Origin of the sequence: Pseudomonas putida, from assembly GCF_028682395.1 — a bacterium.
In the GTDB taxonomy this organism is placed as follows: domain Bacteria; phylum Pseudomonadota; class Gammaproteobacteria; order Pseudomonadales; family Pseudomonadaceae; genus Aquipseudomonas; species Aquipseudomonas putida_AB.
Genome location: NZ_JANHLC010000001.1, coordinates 230,307 through 247,454 on the forward strand (window position 1 = coordinate 230,307; position 17,148 = coordinate 247,454).

The following is a 17,148-nucleotide window of genomic DNA, read 5'->3' on the forward strand; positions in this document are numbered from 1 at the left end:
TTCCCTGATTAAAAGCGGGGTTAAGGCGAGAGACGCCCCGGTAGCAAACGCAGCAGCTGCGTGTCGAACCAGGCGATAAATGCCGGCGAGGGCACGGCATCGACCGCCAGATACCACCAGTGCGGTTCGGCGAAGGCACGGCACTTCACCGCGTCCTTCTCGGTCATCACCAGCGGCAATGACGGGGTGAAATTCAACAGCGCCGCACTGTATTGGGCGTGATCGGCAAATGCATGCCTGACCGGCCGCCAGTGTAGCGTTTCAAGGGTACTGAAGAAACGTTGCGGATTACCTATTCCGGCCACCGCATGCAGCGCCTGGCCCGCAGGCCAGTACTGCAGGGGCTGGCGCTCGCCGGTGCATAAATTGACCAATGCACTAGGCTGCAGATGAAACGCGAAGCCCTGCTCGCGGTCCTCGCCAGCGCCATTGAATAGCACCGCATCGACTGTCGCCAAACGCTCGGCTGGCTCGCGCAAAGGTCCGGCCGGCAAGCAGCGCCCATTGCCCAGGCCTCGCGCCGCGTCGATCAGGACCAGCTCAAGGTCACGCGCCAGGCGATAGTGCTGCAGACCGTCGTCGGACAGAATCAGGTCCAGCGACTCGGCAGCCAGCAGCGCGTCGACGGCCCGCCCACGGTCCGGATCTATCATCAGCGGCACACCACTGCGCTGAACGATCAGCAAAGGCTCGTCCCCGGCCTCTTGCGCGCTCTGCTCGGCGCGAACCCGCCACGGCAGTTGCGCCGGCTTGGCGCCATAGCCACGACTGACCACCCCGACCCGCAGGCCCTGGCGCTGGCAGTGCTCGATCAACCAGAGAATCAGCGGCGTCTTGCCGGTCCCGCCCACCGTGATGTTACCCACCACGATCAACGGCACGGCAGGTCGATAGATCGTGCCCTCGCCCGCCACGAAACGTTCACGCTTGCGCAGCACGACGCGGCGATAGAGCGCTTCCAACGGGCGCAACAGTGTCAGGGCCGGATGCCCTCGATACCAGGCGTCGAGCAATCGGTCGGTCATGGCCATCAGGGTGCCGATGCTGCCTCAACAGTGGTCATGCGCAAATGACTGAAGCCCAGCTTACCGGCCGCATCCATTGCGGTAATCACCGCCTGGTGCTGGGTCTTGCCGTCGGCACTGATGGACAGTGGCAGGCTGGTGTCACCCGCGGATTCCTTCTGCAAGGCCTCCACCAGGCTGGCCAGGTCATTGCTCGGCAGCACCTGGTTGTTTACCGAGAACACGCCGTCGGCACTGATGGCAATGTCCAACTGCTTGGCATTCTGGTCATCGGCCGAGGCGCCCGTCACGGCTTCAGGCAGCTCGACACGCAATTGGGTTTCACGGGTGAACGTGGTGGTCACAACAAAAAACAGCAACAGGATAAACACCACATCGATCAACGACGCGAGGTTGATATCAACGGTCTCCCGGGGCTTGCGGCGGAATTTCACGCGTTGCTCCCAGCCAAGTCCACATCGCGATCCCCCTGGACGACTTCAACCAGTTTGATCGCTTCCTGCTCCATGCCGACCACCAGCTCATCGACACGGCGCTGCAGGAATCGATGGAAGAAGACCGAAGGAATCCCGACCATCAGACCCGCCGCCGTAGTGATCAGGGCCTTGGAAATCCCCCCCGCGAGCACCGCCGCATTGGTGGTCATGCCCGAGCCCATGAACGAGCTGAAAATATCGATCATGCCCAGCACGGTACCGAGCAGGCCGAGCAGCGGCGCCATCGCGGCAATGGTGCCCAGGGCATTGAGGTAGCGCTCCAGCTCATGGATCACCCGAGCCGCGGCCTCCTCGATGCACTCCTTCATGATTTCACGGCCGTGCTTGGAATTGGCCAGACCGGCGGCGAGGATCTCGCCCAATGGCGAATCGGCGCGCAGCAACTTGAGTTTTTCCTTGTCCAGCTGCTTGTCCTTGATCCAGCGCCAGACCTGCCCGAGCAAATGCTCCGGGGTCACGCGACTGGCCCGCAAGGTCCACAGGCGTTCGGCAATGATGCCCAGCGCAGCGATCGAGCTCAGAATGATCGGCAACATCATCCAGCCACCGGATTTAACCAATTCCCACACAGTGAAAGCCCCTTCGAAAAAGTGCGTCACTCTAACATAGGGGCGACCTGGCACCGAAGGTCGAGATGTCGCATAAATACTCGGGCTATTCACCGCCCGATCCGGCGCCACGCCAGAAGCGCCGCCGCTCACGCTCAGGTTCGGCGGGCCCGAACTCGCCCAGGCGCAAGCGCACGGCCCCCGCCTGCGCACTGTCATGGACCTGCATACCCAACGCCCGATAACGGGCCATCACCCAGGGATGGGGATGCCCGAACGAATTGCTACGACCGCGAGAGATCAGTACCGCCCTGGGTGCCACGCCCTTGAGGAAGCCCATCGACGATGAACTGCGGCTGCCATGGTGCGGCGCCTGCAACCAATGGCTTGGCACACCCAAGGGGCTCGCCAACAAGGCCCGTTCGGCATGGATGTCGATATCTCCGGTCAGCAGCAGCTTCTCGCCATTGGCTTCGATCTGCAGCACGCATGAGCGCTGGTTGCTATCGACCGCCTCGGGCCATTGCCACAGCGAAAAACTGACCTGATCCCAGTGCCAGTCGGCCGCCCCCGCACAAGGAAGCGCCGCCAAAGCCTCGGGCAAGGCCGGTGCGTCACCACTCAGAACCCGCTTGACCGGGATACCACGCTGCACCGCCAATGCCCCCCCGGCATGATCGCTATCGGCATGACTAATGAGCATCACGTCTAACCCAGCCACCCCCTGCTTGTGCAAAAACGGCAACACCACGCGCTCGCCCAGATCGAAATCACCGACACGCGGCCCCGCGTCGTACAACATCGCGTGATTGCGCGTGCGCACCAGAATTGCCAATCCCTGGCCGACATCCAGTTGCCAGACCTCGGCCCGCCCATAAGCCAGTTTCTCCACCGGTGCGAGGATCGCCAACAGCAAAAGCGGCCACCCCAGCACTCGTAGGGGCACCCCCTTGGGCAATAGCAGCAGCCAGACCCCGAGCACTGTCGCCAGCCAGAACCACAGGCCAATGGCGGGCGGCGTCCAGGCCGGCAGCCAGCCGGCCAAGACTGCCAGCACCTGAAACAGCAGCTTGAGCAGGCCTCCCGCCAGCCAAAGCAGACCTTCTCCCACATAGGGCACCGGCAACAGCGAGGTACCGAGCAAGGCCAAGGGCAGCACCAGGAACCCCAGCCAGGGCACCGCAAGCAGATTGGCCAGGGGTGCACTGAAGCTGATCGGCAAATCCAGCCCCCACAACAGCGGCAACAGGCCCAAAGCAATCAGCCATTGCGGACGCCACACCGTCTGCCACAGGCTCCAGCCCCCCAGACGCGCGCTAAAGCCGAACAGCAAAATGGCCACAGCCCCAAATGACAGCCAGAAGCCCGGCTGCAGGCTGGCCAGGGGTTCCAGCAGTAGCACGACGTCGAAGGCCACCAGCCAAGGCCACCAGACACCCAGATGGCGAAAGCGCAAACGCCACAACAACACCATGGCGAACATCAGGCAGGCGCGCTGGACCGGCACGCCAAAGCCCGCCAGCGCGGCGTATCCCAGCGCCGCGACAAACGCCAAGCCGCAGGCCCAAGGCAGCCACGGCCAGCCCTTGGGCCATAATCCATAGCGCGCCAGGGCGGCAACCAGCGCATAAACCAGCCCTCCCAACAGACCAATATGCTGGCCGGAGATCACCAGCAGATGCACGGTGCCGGTCTCCTGCAACACCTGCCAGTCTTCACGCTGCAATCCGGAACCGTCGCCCAGCACCAATGCCGCCAGCCCGGCGCCCTGCCCCTGGGTGTCGACCCGGGCCAAACGCTGCCTGAGCGGATCGCGCCAGCTACCTTGGGCGCACGTGAGCCGATGCCCGGCCTTGACCGAGCCAATGGCCCCGATGCGCTTGGCCAACAGCCAGGCTTCGTAATCGAAGAGATGGGGGTTGAGCAGCCCGACCGGACGCTTGAAGGTCACGGCCAGCCGCCAGCGTTCGCCACTGAGCACCGGCGGCCCTGCCGGCCAGGACAGTCGTATGCGCTGAGGCAAGCGCGCGCGCCTGGATTGGGCGTCCAGCAGCTCAAAGCGCACCGTTGCCTCCCCGCGCTCGGGCAATCCGACGACTCGCCCCTCAACCCACAACGTGCGCCCCTCCAGTGCGCCATCCAAACGTTGATCCAACGCTTGTTGCGCACTGAAACAGGCCCAGCTGAAGCCCCATAGAAACAATGCCACCGGATAGCTGCGAAAAGGCAGCAGCATCAGCCCCAATATTGCCCAGAGCAGCAGTACCCAGCCCGGCGGCAGAACCGGGGTAAAGCGCAGGGCCAACAGGCCCAACCCCAACGCAAACATCCCTGTGCGCATATCAAGCAGCCTTTGAGCGGGTCCTTCTCCCGGCTTAGCGCAGCAGGGGCGGCGCTGCATTATTTTTTGTCACAAAGTCTGAATTTTCCACCCATAGAATCCGGGCATACTTGTGCGCTGGACCGAGCGAGAACCCTTATGCCGCGTCGATTATTCAAACGCTACATGCCAGAGCCCACGAGCATCAGGGAACATAAATCCTTACGCTTTCTCGGCACCCTGCTGCATGATCCGAACCTCTGGCACCTCAATCGCCACTCGGTAGCCAGGGCCATGGCGGTTGGTCTGTTCGCGGCCTTTATCCCCATTCCCATGCAGATGCTGCTGGCAGCCACCCTGGCGATCTCGGTGCGCGCCAATATGCCGATCTCCGTGAGCCTGGTCTGGCTGACCAACCCGATCACCATGCCGCCGGTCTTTTTCTGCACCTACCAGCTCGGGGCCTGGCTGATGAATACGCCGGCCAGAACCCTGCCGGACGAGTTGACCTGGGAATGGATCAGCAGCCAGCTGTCGACCCTTTGGCAACCCTTTCTGCTCGGTTCGGTGGTCTCTGGCCTGGTGCTTGGCGCCCTTGCCTATTGCCTGACCATGCTTTACTGGCGCTGGTGGGTGGCCAGGCAGTGGAAACGCCGCAAAAACCGCCCTTAAAAAACGCCAACGGCCTCCCTAGGGAGGCCGTTGGCGTTTCAGTAGCTCGTTTTACTGACGCATGCCACGCCCGCTGACCAGCAATCTAGCGCAACCGATATACAGCACGATGGTGGCCACCACCATAAAGGCAATAGCAATGCTGATACGAATATCAGACACCCCGAGAATGCCGTAGCGAAAGGCATTGACCATATGCAGGACCGGATTGGCCAGCGACACGGTCTGCCAGAACGGCGGCAGCAGCGTAATCGAGTAGAACACGCCACCCAGGTAGGTCAACGGTGTCAGCACGAAGGTCGGGATAATCGAGATATCATCGAAATTGCGCGCAAAGACCGCGTTGATAAACCCCAGCAGGGAGAAGATCGTCGCGGTCAGTACCACCACCAGAACTGTCACGCCCAGATGATGAACCTGCAACTGGGTGAAGAACAACGACAGCAGCGTGACGATCACGCCCACCATCAATCCGCGCAGCACGCCGCCCAGGGTAAAGCCGATCAGGATGGTATGGGGTGATACCGGCGACACCATCAGCTCTTCGATGGAGCGCTGGAACTTGGCGCCAAAGAAACTGGAAACCACGTTGCCATAAGCATTGGTGATCACCGACATCATGATCAGCCCCGGCACGATGTACTCCATATAGGTGAAGCCACCCATATCACCGATTTGCCGACCGATCAGATTACCGAAGATCACGAAGTACAGGACCATCGTAATGGCCGGCGGCAGCAGCGTTTGCGGCCAGATCCGGGTAAAACGGCGGATTTCGCGATAGACGATGGTATTGAGGGCGACCAGGTTGGGCTTCAGCTCGGCGCTCATATCGCCACCTTCGCCAGGTTTTTTTCCACCAGGGACACAAACAGCTCCTCAAGACGATTGGTTTTGTTGCGCAGGCTGGTGACTTCGATGTTCTGCAAGGCCAACTGGCCGAATAGCGCAGTCATGCCAACGGCCTTGTCCACCTGCACCTCGAGCGTATGCTCGTCGATCAGCCGCGTCGGATAGCCGACCAGTTGCGGGGCGACTTTCAGGCTGTGCTTGAGGTCAAGCAGGAACGTCTCGACATGCAACTGGCCCAGAAGCTGGCGCATGCTGGTGTTTTCAACAATGGTGCCGTGGTCGATGATGCCTATGTTACGACACAGCTGCTCGGCCTCTTCCAGATAGTGGGTAGTCAGGATAATGGTGATGCCTTTCTGGTTCAGCTCGGTCAGAAAGGTCCACATCGAACGACGCAGCTCGATATCCACACCCGCCGTCGGCTCGTCGAGAATCAGCAAGCGCGGCTCATGCACCAGCGCCCGGGCAATCATCAGGCGTCGCTTCATGCCGCCGGACAGCGACCGCGAAGGCGTATCGCGCTTGTCCCACAGACCGAGCTGCGTCAGGTACTGCTCGGCGCGCTCCTTGGCAATCTTCGCGGGGATGCCGTAATAACCCGCCTGGGTCACCACGATATCGAAGGTCTTCTCGAACTGATTGAAGTTGAACTCCTGGGGCACCACGCCAATGCAGCGCTTGAGCGCCGCGGGCTCGCGATCCAGGTCATGGCCAAAGACATTCACCGTGCCACTGGTCTTGTTCACCAGGGTCGAGAGAATTCCGATGGTTGTGGATTTACCGGCCCCGTTGGGGCCGAGCAAAGCGAAGAAATCACCTTCGGCTACATCCAGATCGATACCACTCAGGGCCTGGAAACCGTTGCCGTAGGTTTTGGTTAGCTGCCGGATTGACAGAGCGGAACTCATAACGGATCTACGCACCAAGAAGTGAGGAAAAAAATACAAATAAGAGCGGGTCACGAAAATACAATGGCGACACGTGACGGCATGGTGCTTGTCAGCGCCGCACAAGTACAGTCACGAAAATCGATAATGACTATCAGGTCAACGCGGTCATCACCGCCTGCTGATACGCCGGACGCTCTTTCAGGCGCGTGTACCACGCCTCTAAATGGCGCATTGGGGGGCGTTCGATAGGCATCTCGAACCAGGCATAGATAAAGCTGCCCAGGGGGATATCGCCAACGCCTATTTCACTGCCGCAAAGGTAAGGCTGGGTCGCCAGTGCCTGATCTGCCATCGACAGCAGCTCGGCACAGCGTTTTTGCGCAGCATTGATCTGCAGCCAATCCCGTTGCTCGGCCGGGGTACGCAGGATGCCCCAGAACACGTCGCGAAACGGCCCGGCAAAGGAAGAGGTCGTCCAGTCCATCCATTTTTCGGCGCTGGCACGGGCCTGCGGGTCCCGGGGCGACCAGGCGGTACCTGGCGCATGTTTATCGGCCAGGTAACGCACGATGGTGTTTGATTCCCACAGCACAAAACCGGCGTCCTCGATCAGCGGAATCCGACCATTGGGATTCATTGCTCGATACTCCGGCGTATCGACTACGCCAAACGCACCGCCAGCCGCCAGTGATTCGTAGGGCAGCCCCAACTCCTCAGCACACCACAGAACCTTTCTGACATTGGATGAGTTTTTTCGACCCCAGATCTTCAGCATTACCTACTCCCAGATACACCCAAATAGGAAAAGAACGGCGGGAGCAGTCTACGCGCGATCAATCACGGCTCAAATCTGCGCGCAAATCACCTTTGATGGGGACGGCCTGATCAGTGAACAAATGCGGATAGCAAACCGCCAAATGTCCAAAGAAAAGATCCTCGGGAACGTCAGGAAACTGCCCATGGTCCAGCAGATACTCCATATGACGCTGCCCGTGTTGGGTGTAGGCCTGAAACACGCTGTCCGTCTCGCCATCGAACGCCAACGGGGCTACGTTAAATGCCTCGCACAGGCCCAGGTCAAAGGCCGGCGTGGCCTTGACCCAGCGCCCCTGCAAATACAACTCCGTATACCCGTGCATGGCGAACACCTCACTCTTGAGCAAGGCCAGTACCCGGGGCGTCGAGAGGTGATTACGCACATCGGCCAGGCCAATACGCGCCGCGATCCCGCAATGCCGAGCGCAGGCCGCCAGTAAGGTCGCCTTGGGTACGCAATAGCTCTGGCCAACGGCCAGCGCATGGCTGGCACGCAGGGTCTGCGGGTCGCGACTGAATGCGTAGATGTTGTAGCGCACGCTATCGCGCACCGCGTAGTAGAGGCTGACGGCCTGCTCACGCGGATCGCGACTGACACCACGATGACGTTCAGCGAACTCCACCACTGACGGGTGGTCACTATCGATGAAGCGACTTGGACACAGGTACTGGTGCATTCACATGCCCTCCCGGAGAAGACTTGAGTCTAGCCAGATGCCTGAGCCACCGATAACGACGTTTGCGCCAAGTTCCGGGCGCCCATTGCGCTGTGAAAACCAGCTGGCCCGCGATAAAACCCCGGGCCGCCTGGCCAGCCACAACGCACTTGGCGCCATCGCGAGCAAGCTCGCGCCTACCTGTGGCGGTTTGTTCTAACCCCTGCTTTGTCAGATGCCGACTAGACTCACCTATGTTTTGCCTAGTCTTCACGGAGGAATAAATATGCTGCTGTTGTGGATAGTGGTTCTGGTCATCGGAATCGCCTACCTGGCCCATCGCCGGATTTCGCCCCTGCCGGCACTGGGGGTTGTCGCGGCCTATCTACTGGCCATGGGCCTGTTCAGCCATGCCCCTGGCTGGCTGCTGGTGATCTTCTGGTTACTGCTGGCCGCCGTGGCAGCGCCCTTGCTCTTGCCGGACTTACGCCGCCGCTATTTCAGCGCCCCGCTCTTTCGCTGGTTCCAGAATGTGCTGCCCCCCATGTCCGAAACCGAACGCGATGCCATCGATGCCGGCACCGTCTGGTGGGATGGCGAACTGTTTAGTGGCCGGCCCGACTGGAACCAACTGCTGGCTTATCCCAAAGCCGCGCTCACCGAAGAAGAACAGGCCTTTATCGACGGTCCTACCGAAGAACTCTGCGCCATGGTCAGTGATTGGCAGATCGGCCAGCACATGGACCTGCCGCCCGCTGCCTGGGCCCATATCAAAGAACATGGCTTCTTCGCCCTGATCATTCCCAAGGAGTTCGGCGGCAAAGGGTTTTCCGCCTATGCCCACTCCCAGGTCGCAATGAAACTGGCGACCCGCAGTGGCGATTTGGCATCCACCGTGATGGTGCCCAACTCCCTCGGCCCAGCGGAATTACTCCTGCATTACGGCACCGACGAGCAACGCAACCACTACCTGCCACGCCTGGCGCGCGGTGATGACATCCCCTGCTTCGCCCTGACCGGCCCGCTCGCCGGCTCCGACGCCGGCGCCATGCCGGACACCGGCATTATCTGCAAAGGCCAATGGCAAGGCGAAGAAGTGATCGGCCTACGCCTGAACTGGGAAAAGCGCTACATCACCCTTGGCCCCGTCGCCACCCTACTGGGCTTGGCTTTCAAGGCCCACGACCCCGACCATCTGCTGGGCGAGGAAGCAGACCTGGGTATCAGCCTGGCACTGATCCCCACGGATACGCCTGGCGTAGAGATCGGCCAGCGCCACCTGCCCCTGGGCGCCGCCTTTATGAACGGCCCCAATTCGGGCAAGGATGTGTTCATCCCCCTGGACTTCCTGATCGGTGGCCAGAAGATGCTCGGCAAGGGCTGGATGATGCTGATGAACTGCCTGTCCGTCGGGCGTTCGATTTCCCTGCCGGCGGTCGGTACCGGCGCGGCCAAGTTCACCAGCCTGGTAACGGGTCAATATGCCCAGGTCCGCGAGCAGTTCAATGTGCCGCTGAACGCCTTCGAAGGCATCCAGGAAGCACTGGCGCGCATTGGTGGCAATGCCTGGTTGATGGACAGCGCCCGCATGCTGACAGCCAATGCCGTCGACTTGGGGGAAAAGCCCTCGGTATTGTCGGCGATCCTCAAGTATCACCTGACCGAGCGCGGCCGTGAGTGCATTGGCCATGCCATGGACGTACACGGTGGCAAGGGCATCATCATGGGCCCCAACAACTATCTGGGCCGCAGCTGGCAGGGAGCGCCGATCTTCATCACCGTGGAAGGCGCCAATATCCTTTCGCGCAACCTGATGATCTTCGGACAGGGGGCGATTCGCTGTCATCCCTTCGTACTCAAGGAAATGGCCCTGGCCGGGCGGGAAGACCGCGACCAGGCCCTGGTCGAGTTCGATGACCTGTTGCTCAGGCATATCGGTTTCGCCGTCAGCAATGCCGCGAGCACCCTGGTTTTGAACCTGGGCCTGGGGCATTTCGAACCCGCGCCGGGTGATCGGATCAGCCAGGGGTATTTCCGCGCGCTCAACCGCCAGGCCGCCGCGTTCGCCCTGCTCGCCGACCTGAGCATGATGCTGCTCGGCGGCGAACTCAAACGTCGCGAGCGCCTGTCGGCACGCCTTGGCGATGTGCTCAGCCACCTTTATCTGGCCTCGGCTGCGCTCAAGCGCTACCACGACCAGGGCTCCCCGGAGTATCTCCAGCCCCTGCTGCACTGGGCCATGGAGGAAAGCCTCGGTCAGTCGGAACATGCCCTGGACGCGCTGCTACAAAACTTCCCGAGCCGGACCCTGGGCTGCCTCCTGCGCGTCCTGGTGTTTCCATTTGGCCGCCGGCATACCGGTCCGTCGGACACACTAGACGCCGAGGTCGCAGCCATCATCGGCCGCGCCAAGGGCGACCCGGCACTCGAAGAACTGCTTGCCGGATGCTATCGCCCACACTCGGCAGATGACCCGGTGGGTGCCCTGCAGCACGCCTGCGACCTGCTGAACGCCAATCAACCGCTGCACAAAAAGCTCCACCAGGCCCTCAAGAGCGGGCAAGTCAAACCGGCACCAGGCGAATCGAGCATCGATGCAGCGCTCGAGGCCGGGGTTCTGCAACCCGCTGAGGCGCAAAGCCTGCGCGACGCCGAAGCCGCGCGACGCAAGGTGATCGATGTCGATGCGTTCAGCAAGCAGGAACTGCTGCCCAGCGCAGGAAAGATCCGCTAGTCGACAGGACAGCGGGCGCCGAGGGCTTTATACTCGCGCGCCCGTTTTTCCCTTGAGGAGCCTTGTCATGGCCAACACCGATCTCGACCACAATCTCGTTCTGCTATCGCACCTGCGCAGCATCCTGGTCGCCCTGGGTGAAGCCGAACAGGTACCCGAAGAAAGCCACACGCTATTTATGGAGCGCTTCGATGAGCTGATGCTGCTTCTGCCGGTAGACCCGATCGAAAGCCAGTACCTGGGCCAGGACATTCTGTGCCAGGTCATCCAGCGCTACCCGCAGATTGCCCACCTGGTGCCGCGCGACCTGCTGTGGTTCTTTGGCGGCGACTGCCTGCACTTTATGCCCGACGAAGAGCTGGAGCTGTATCAGGCCCTCGAAGAGCGGCGCTTTGAAGCCGAACAAAACGACGAGCCCTTCGACTGGAATCAGGAAAAACAGCTGCTGGCGCTCTCCGCCCAGGACAGTAAGCACTGAGCCACTGAACAGGGCAGACCAAGGCCCGCACGGCTCATCCGGCGGGCCTTTTTCATGCTTGTCGTTCCGGCTTGCCCAGGGTCGGCTCAAGCGCCATACGCTCGACCAGGAAATCGATAAAGACCCGCAACTTGGGCGGCAAATAGCGGGTTGGCGCATGCAACAGCCAGGCACCGCCATGGTAGGACGCCAGAAAACTCCACGCCGCCAGCACCTGAACAATCGTTCCCTGTTCCAAAGCATGGCGAGCCGTGAAGTACGGCAAGCTGCCAATACCGACATGCTGTAACACCGCATCCAGGCGAACGCCGGCATGGTTGGCCGCATAACGACCGCGCACCCCGACCGTCACGGTCTTGCTGCCCTGCTTGAACTTCCAGCGGGCGTCGCTCGGCGTTTCGCCCAGGTAGATGCAACTGTGCTCCAGCAGGTCATGGGGATGCTGCGGCGTACCATGCTCGGCCAGATAGCGCGGCGTCGCACAGAGCAAATGCTCGATGGGTAGCAACTGGCGCCCAACCAGGCCTGGCGGCGGCCGATCGGTGATGCGAATGGTCAGGTCGACATTGTCGTCGATCAGATCCACATAGCGATCCTCGAGAATCATCTGCACATCGACTCGCGGGTAGAGCCGCAGAAAATCCGCGATATGGGGGTGGATGACAAAACGCCCGACCGCCTTGGGCACACTAACTCGAATCAGGCCCTCGGGCTCCTGGGTGTGCTGCCCGCTGATCTCCATGACCGAGCGCGCTGCATCCACCATCTCTCGACAGCGTTTGAAGACTTCTTCCCCGGCTTCGCTAAGGCGCAGTTTGCGCGTGGTGCGCTGCATCAACCGAGTCGCCAGGGCCTTTTCCAGCCGGGAGATCGCCCGACTGACCGCCGAAGGTGATAAATCGAGTTGACGTGCCGCTTCGGAAAAACTGCCGGTCTCGACCACCCGTACGAAAACGGCCATTTCCTGCAACAGGGACAGAGAGGGATTGATGCTCATAGCGCACAGGTCCATTGATTTCTGAATGGATTATCACAGAACAAGGCCGTTCCTATAATAAAAACAGCGGCACATAAACCCGTGCTGCCCCCTCTGCACCTCTCGCGCCCCCTGGAACCGCCATGCTTTCTCATTACCTTCCCGAATTTCTTGCCCTCGCGGGTATCCACTTCCTGGCCGTCGTCGCCCCAGGCCCCGATTTCGCCGTGACAGTGCGCCAAAGCGTGCGCTATGGACGGCTGATCGGCCTGATGACGGCCCTGGGTATTGGCGCTGGGATTTCGGTCCATGTGCTGTACACCCTACTGGGCATTGGCGCCGTGATGCACAGTGCGCCGTGGCTATTGAATATCGCCAAACTGGTCGGTGGCGCCTATATCCTTTACCTGGGCATCAGCCTGCTACGCAGCAAACCACGTGCGACGAACGGCGACACCGAGGCGCCGACGCACGAGGCCGCCAGCCAAGGCTGGAGCAAGGCCTTTATGATCGGCTTCCTGACTAACGCCACCAACCCCAAGGCCACGCTGTTTTTCCTGGCCATCTTCACCACGCTCGTCAGTGCCTCAACGCCCCTGCCCATTCAGGCCCTTTATGGTGTGTGGATGTGCGGCGTCAATGCGTTGTGGTTTGTGCTGGTCAGCCTGCTGTTCTCTAGCCCTGGCGTGCGCCAGGCATTTCTGCGCCTGGGCCACTGGTTCGAACGAACCATGGGGGTGATTCTGATCGCCTTCGCCGCCCGACTGCTGCTGACACTCTGATCCTTGCCGCGAAACCCCGCGCAGCCGGTATCTAAGCGGCCTGCCTGGGCGCTGCGGCAATGGACAATGCAAATCGCAGACAAACAAAAACGCCGCTCTATTGAGCGGCGTTTTTGTATAAATTGGAGCGGGAAACGAGACTCGAACTCGCGACCCCGACCTTGGCAAGGTCGTGCTCTACCAACTGAGCTATTCCCGCAAATGGCGTCCCCTAGGGGACTCGAACCCCTGTTACCGCCGTGAAAGGGCGGTGTCCTAGGCCACTAGACGAAGGGGACACGCTGCCCGGAACACATGGTGTGTGTCCCAGTGCCCAGATCCGCATCCGAAGACTTGGTTCTGGTTTCACTCAACTTCACCCGAAGGCAAAGCTGTTTAAAATTGGAGCGGGAAACGAGACTCGAACTCGCGACCCCGACCTTGGCAAGGTCGTGCTCTACCAACTGAGCTATTCCCGCATATGGCGTCCCCTAGGGGACTCGAACCCCTGTTACCGCCGTGAAAGGGCGGTGTCCTAGGCCACTAGACGAAGGGGACACACGTACAACATTCACTACTCTTTGGCGCTTCGCTGTGTGCTTTACGCTGCAAGTGGCGCGCATTCTATGGATGGATTGGGAAGTCGTCAACCCCCAGATATAAATTTATTTAAATCAATGACTTCCCGGTACTTTGGGGCTGACAGAGAGATTCTCGACGCCTGACCTTTGACGTCTATTTTATGACGAGCGACTAGACGTTATAGTCGCCCACGAAATTTGATGGCAATGTGCACCTCTTTATAGAGAAGACCCTCCTGGTCCTCGTCAGGTCCTGCGCTACCATCCAATCTATCCGTCTGCAAGACTAGTCACTACACTCGCATACACCACCCCGAAGAGGTTTTAACGGTGACCCCACTCATGATCACCCTGCTAGTCATAGCCGGGATCTTTTTACTGATCACCATTGGCTACATGAACCATGTAGTGGAGAACAATAAACTGGAGAAAGCCCGGCACAAGATCGAACTCAACGACCGTCTGCGCCGTTGCAGTGAAATCTCCGAGACCTTCCCCGGACAATTGATGTCGCCAGCACTCAAGCTGCTGCTGACTCGCCTGGAGCTCAATGCCACTCAACGCCTGCTCCAACTGGAGAAATCCAATGCCAACCTCAGAGCCCGAGTGAGCGAGCTCGAAACCCTGATCGGCCAAGGCGAGTCCATCCCGATCAACAACCCGCCCAACCCGATCCAGACCGAAGTCAAGGCCAAGGATGTCCGCTTCCTATTGGAGGCACTGCATGGCCAAGTGGTCCGCGCGGCCCAGGACGGCGTTTTGCCTGCCAATGAAGCCAAGCGCTGGGTCAAGGAGATCCGCCATATCCTGGTCTTGCTGCATATCGAGTTTTTCAACAACCTCGGCCAGCACGCCCTCCAGCAGAACCAGCCGGGCCAGGCCCGCCTGGCCTTCGAGCGCGGCGTACAGTACCTGCGCAAGCAGACGGAACCGGCCCTCTATGCCGAGCAATTGCAGTACATGGAGAAGCTGCTGGCCCGCGCCAACTCCATGGTGCTGAGCAAGAACGAAGCTGCACCCGACGATGCCAACGAGCTGACCGAAGGCCTGAAGACCGATGCAGCCGATGACTGGAAGAAGAAGGTTATCTACGACTAAACCCTGCGCGCACGACCAGAACGGACAGGCCTGACCTGTCCGTTTTCGTATCTGTCGCCCACACGCTATCCCGGCAGATGCCCGGCAAGGTCAGTCAGGGAATACGAAGTGAGGGAGGTAAGGCGCGAGGGCGAGGCGAGGAGCGAGGGGTTCAGCGAGCGAAAACAAAAAAGCAGCCGATAACGGCTGCTTTTTTGTATGACATCAGGCTACCGGATTGATCGGCTTTTCCGGGTACCAGACGTCAATCAGCGGGCTGACTTCAACATTGGTCAGTTCGCTGCGGCCTTTGAGCCAGGCTTCGACAGTCGCGCGTTGCTCTTCGCTGACCGAGCCACGCTTGCCTAGGCAAACCAGACCGTAGTCATCGCCGCCAACATAGCCAAGGCCATTGGCTTCCATGGCTTCTTTGAGGAATGCGTCGAGGAATGCGTCGATAGCCTCTTCAGCCAGATCTTCCTTGAAATCCAGGTTCAGCTCGAAACCCAGCTCTTGAAATTCATCAACGCAGAGTTTTTTGCGCAGACGCTGGGAACGGTTAGTGGCCATGAAACAATCCTCTTGAGTAATAACCGCGGCACTTTAGCAGCTTCGGCCGACGATTGCCCGCCTCTCTCGGAACCCTCGGTCGCCCGCTGCAAAAAAACGCTGCCCAGACCGCCATGCAGCGGCGCAACTACACCGGCCATAAGGCATAATGCCGACACTTTCATGACCACTGAGGGCTTTTTTACACGCCCTCGTTTCCCCTTTGCAGCAGGGTTTTATTTCATATGCTCAAATCGCTCCGTCCACTGCTTCTCGCCGGCCTGCTACTGCCTTTGGCCATCAATGCCAATGCCGGACCGGTCAACACCACGCTCTCGCCCAAGGTTCAGCAGGCGCTGAAAAACAACAAGCTGCAGAACGATGCGCTGTCGCTGGTCATGCTGCCACTCAATGGCCCAGGCACACCGACCGTGTTCAATGCCGATGTCTCGGTCAACCCGGCCTCGACCATGAAGCTGGTCACCACCTACGCTGCGCTGGAAATGCTTGGTCCGACCTATCAGTGGAAAACCGAGTTCTACACTGACGGCACACTGGCCAATGGGGTGCTCAACGGCAACCTGTACCTCAAGGGCGGTGGCGACCCCAAGCTGAACATGGAAAAACTCTGGCTGCTGATGCGCGACCTTCGCGCCAATGGCGTACAACAGGTCACCGGTGACCTGGTGCTCGACCGCAGCCACTTCCTGCAACCGCAACTGCCGGTTTTCAACGACGACGGCAATGACGAAAACAAGCCCTTCCTGGTCAAGCCCGACTCGCTGCTGGTCAACCTCAAGGCCCTGCGTTTCGTCGCGCGCAACGAGGCCGGCAAGGTACTAATTTCGGTCGAACCACCGATTGCCCGGATCCGCATCGACAACCAGGTCAAGATTGCCAATACCAAGCAATGCACTGGCGATGTTCGCTACAACCCGGTAGCACAGGCCGATGGCACCACGCTGGTCACCGTCAGCGGGCAACTGGCCGATGGCTGCAGCTCGCAGACCTACCTGTCACTGCTCGACCACGCCACCTATGCGGCTGGCGCCGTGCGCGCGATCTGGCAGGAACTGGGCGGCACCATCCATGGCAAGGACCGCCTCGACGCCGTGCCCAAGAGCGCTCGCGTCGTGGCCCGCGCCTTCTCGCCGGACCTGGCGGAAATCATCCGCGATATCAATAAATACAGTAACAACACCATGGCCCAACAGTTGTTCCTGAGCCTTGGCGCCAAGTTTCGCAATGATGCCGATGGCGACGACGCCAAGGCCGCGCAGCGGGTTATCCGTCAGTGGCTGGCACAAAAAGGCATCACCGCGCCGCACCTGGTCATGGAAAACGGCTCAGGCCTCTCCCGCGCCGAACGCGTCAGCGCCCGAGAAATGGCGGCGATGCTGCAAGCCGCCTGGAAAAGCCCCTATGCCGCGGAGTTCATCAGCTCCATGCCTATCGCGGGAATGGACGGCACCATGCGCAAACGCCTGAAACGCACCGCCATGTCCGGCGAAGCCCATATCAAGACCGGCACCCTGAACACCGTCCGCGCCATTGCCGGCTTCAGCCGCGACAGCAATGGCAATACCTGGGCCGTGGTCGCGATCCTCAACGATCCAAAACCGTGGGGCGCCTCGTCGGTGCTGGACCAGGTCCTGCTCGACCTGTATCGCCAACCGAAGCTGGTCGCCCAGCAGCCTTAACAGCAACCGCAAACGA

16 protein-coding genes and 4 tRNA genes are annotated in these 17,148 nt (G+C 60.3%); 6 read left to right on the top strand and 14 right to left on the bottom strand.

From position 1 onward, the window contains the following. Nucleotides 1-20: 20 nt before the first annotated feature. The 4 genes from lpxK to NPS46_RS01100 all read right to left on the bottom strand — a co-directional run bounded on the left by lpxK (nt 21) and on the right by NPS46_RS01100 (nt 4,411). A complete protein-coding gene (lpxK, locus tag NPS46_RS01085) occupies nt 21-1,031 on the bottom strand; it encodes a tetraacyldisaccharide 4'-kinase (RefSeq protein ID WP_274104547.1) in 1,011 nt (336 codons plus the stop codon). Continuing rightward, a complete protein-coding gene (locus NPS46_RS01090; protein ID WP_274104548.1) occupies nt 1,031-1,459 on the bottom strand; it encodes an ExbD/TolR family protein in 429 nt (142 codons plus the stop codon). Before NPS46_RS01090 ends, lpxK begins: the two co-directional genes overlap by 1 nt. Continuing rightward, entirely contained in the window at nt 1,456-2,091 is a 636-nt protein-coding gene (locus tag NPS46_RS01095) for a MotA/TolQ/ExbB proton channel family protein (RefSeq protein WP_274104549.1), read from the bottom strand. Before NPS46_RS01095 ends, NPS46_RS01090 begins: the two co-directional genes overlap by 4 nt. A gap of 85 nt (nt 2,092-2,176) precedes the next feature. Continuing rightward, a complete protein-coding gene (locus NPS46_RS01100) occupies nt 2,177-4,411 on the bottom strand; it encodes a DNA internalization-related competence protein ComEC/Rec2 (protein ID WP_274104550.1) in 2,235 nt (744 codons plus the stop codon). A gap of 138 nt (nt 4,412-4,549) precedes the next feature. Between NPS46_RS01100 and NPS46_RS01105 the strand changes: the two genes are divergently transcribed. Next, a complete protein-coding gene (locus NPS46_RS01105; RefSeq protein ID WP_274104551.1) occupies nt 4,550-5,062 on the top strand; it encodes a DUF2062 domain-containing protein in 513 nt (170 codons plus the stop codon). Nucleotides 5,063-5,113: 51 nt separating this feature from the next. Here the strand turns inward: NPS46_RS01105 and NPS46_RS01110 are convergent, their stop codons facing one another. The 4 genes from NPS46_RS01110 to NPS46_RS01125 all read right to left on the bottom strand — a co-directional run bounded on the left by NPS46_RS01110 (nt 5,114) and on the right by NPS46_RS01125 (nt 8,297). Next, nucleotides 5,114-5,893 (bottom strand): ABC transporter permease, encoded by a 780-nt coding sequence (locus tag NPS46_RS01110; protein ID WP_274104552.1) that lies wholly within the window; start codon nt 5,891-5,893, stop codon nt 5,114-5,116. Beyond that, nucleotides 5,890-6,822: an ABC transporter ATP-binding protein gene (locus NPS46_RS01115; RefSeq protein WP_274104553.1), complete on the bottom strand. Its 933-nt coding sequence runs from the start codon at nt 6,820-6,822 to the stop codon at nt 5,890-5,892. Before NPS46_RS01115 ends, NPS46_RS01110 begins: the two co-directional genes overlap by 4 nt. A gap of 133 nt (nt 6,823-6,955) precedes the next feature. Beyond that, on the bottom strand, nt 6,956-7,579 hold the full coding sequence (locus NPS46_RS01120) for a glutathione S-transferase family protein (RefSeq protein ID WP_274104554.1): 624 nt from the start codon (nt 7,577-7,579) through the stop codon (nt 6,956-6,958). Between the two features lie 58 nt (nt 7,580-7,637). Further along, nucleotides 7,638-8,297: a transglutaminase-like domain-containing protein gene (locus NPS46_RS01125; RefSeq protein ID WP_274104555.1), complete on the bottom strand. Its 660-nt coding sequence runs from the start codon at nt 8,295-8,297 to the stop codon at nt 7,638-7,640. Between the two features lie 265 nt (nt 8,298-8,562). Between NPS46_RS01125 and NPS46_RS01130 the strand changes: the two genes are divergently transcribed. Then, complete coding sequence (locus NPS46_RS01130) at nt 8,563-11,010, top strand: acyl-CoA dehydrogenase (protein WP_274104556.1); 2,448 nt, start codon at nt 8,563-8,565, stop codon at nt 11,008-11,010. Between the two features lie 67 nt (nt 11,011-11,077). Further along, nucleotides 11,078-11,488, top strand: a complete 411-nt coding sequence (locus NPS46_RS01135; RefSeq protein WP_274104557.1) for a PA2817 family protein — start codon at nt 11,078-11,080, stop codon at nt 11,486-11,488. Nucleotides 11,489-11,540: 52 nt separating this feature from the next. Here the strand turns inward: NPS46_RS01135 and NPS46_RS01140 are convergent, their stop codons facing one another. Then, nucleotides 11,541-12,485, bottom strand: coding sequence for a LysR family transcriptional regulator (locus NPS46_RS01140; RefSeq protein WP_274104558.1), 945 nt, complete (start codon nt 12,483-12,485; stop codon nt 11,541-11,543). Between the two features lie 122 nt (nt 12,486-12,607). On the opposite strand from NPS46_RS01140, the gene NPS46_RS01145 reads away from it, so the two are divergent. After that, a complete protein-coding gene (locus NPS46_RS01145) occupies nt 12,608-13,246 on the top strand; it encodes a LysE family translocator (protein ID WP_274104559.1) in 639 nt (212 codons plus the stop codon). Nucleotides 13,247-13,369: 123 nt separating this feature from the next. On the opposite strand, the gene NPS46_RS01150 is transcribed toward NPS46_RS01145, so the two are convergent. From NPS46_RS01150 to NPS46_RS01165, 4 genes are all read right to left on the bottom strand, one after another. Further along, a tRNA-Gly gene (locus tag NPS46_RS01150) sits at nt 13,370-13,445 on the bottom strand. 3 nt (nt 13,446-13,448) lie between these two features. Beyond that, nucleotides 13,449-13,524 (bottom strand) — tRNA-Glu (locus NPS46_RS01155). 104 nt (nt 13,525-13,628) lie between these two features. After that, nucleotides 13,629-13,704 (bottom strand) — tRNA-Gly (locus NPS46_RS01160). Between the two features lie 3 nt (nt 13,705-13,707). Then, nucleotides 13,708-13,783, bottom strand: a tRNA-Glu gene (locus NPS46_RS01165). A 365-nt stretch (nt 13,784-14,148) separates the two neighbouring features. Between NPS46_RS01165 and NPS46_RS01170 the strand changes: the two genes are divergently transcribed. Further along, nucleotides 14,149-14,904, top strand: a complete 756-nt coding sequence (locus tag NPS46_RS01170) for a hypothetical protein (RefSeq protein WP_274104560.1) — start codon at nt 14,149-14,151, stop codon at nt 14,902-14,904. 204 nt (nt 14,905-15,108) lie between these two features. Here the strand turns inward: NPS46_RS01170 and NPS46_RS01175 are convergent, their stop codons facing one another. Next, nucleotides 15,109-15,453 (bottom strand): YggL family protein, encoded by a 345-nt coding sequence (locus NPS46_RS01175; RefSeq protein WP_274104561.1) that lies wholly within the window; start codon nt 15,451-15,453, stop codon nt 15,109-15,111. Between the two features lie 224 nt (nt 15,454-15,677). On the opposite strand from NPS46_RS01175, the gene dacB reads away from it, so the two are divergent. Next, the gene (gene dacB / locus NPS46_RS01180; protein ID WP_274104562.1) at nt 15,678-17,132 is read left to right on the top strand and encodes a D-alanyl-D-alanine carboxypeptidase/D-alanyl-D-alanine endopeptidase; all 1,455 of its coding nucleotides are present in this window, start codon (nt 15,678-15,680) and stop codon (nt 17,130-17,132) included. The last annotated feature ends 16 nt before the right edge of the window (nt 17,133-17,148 follow it).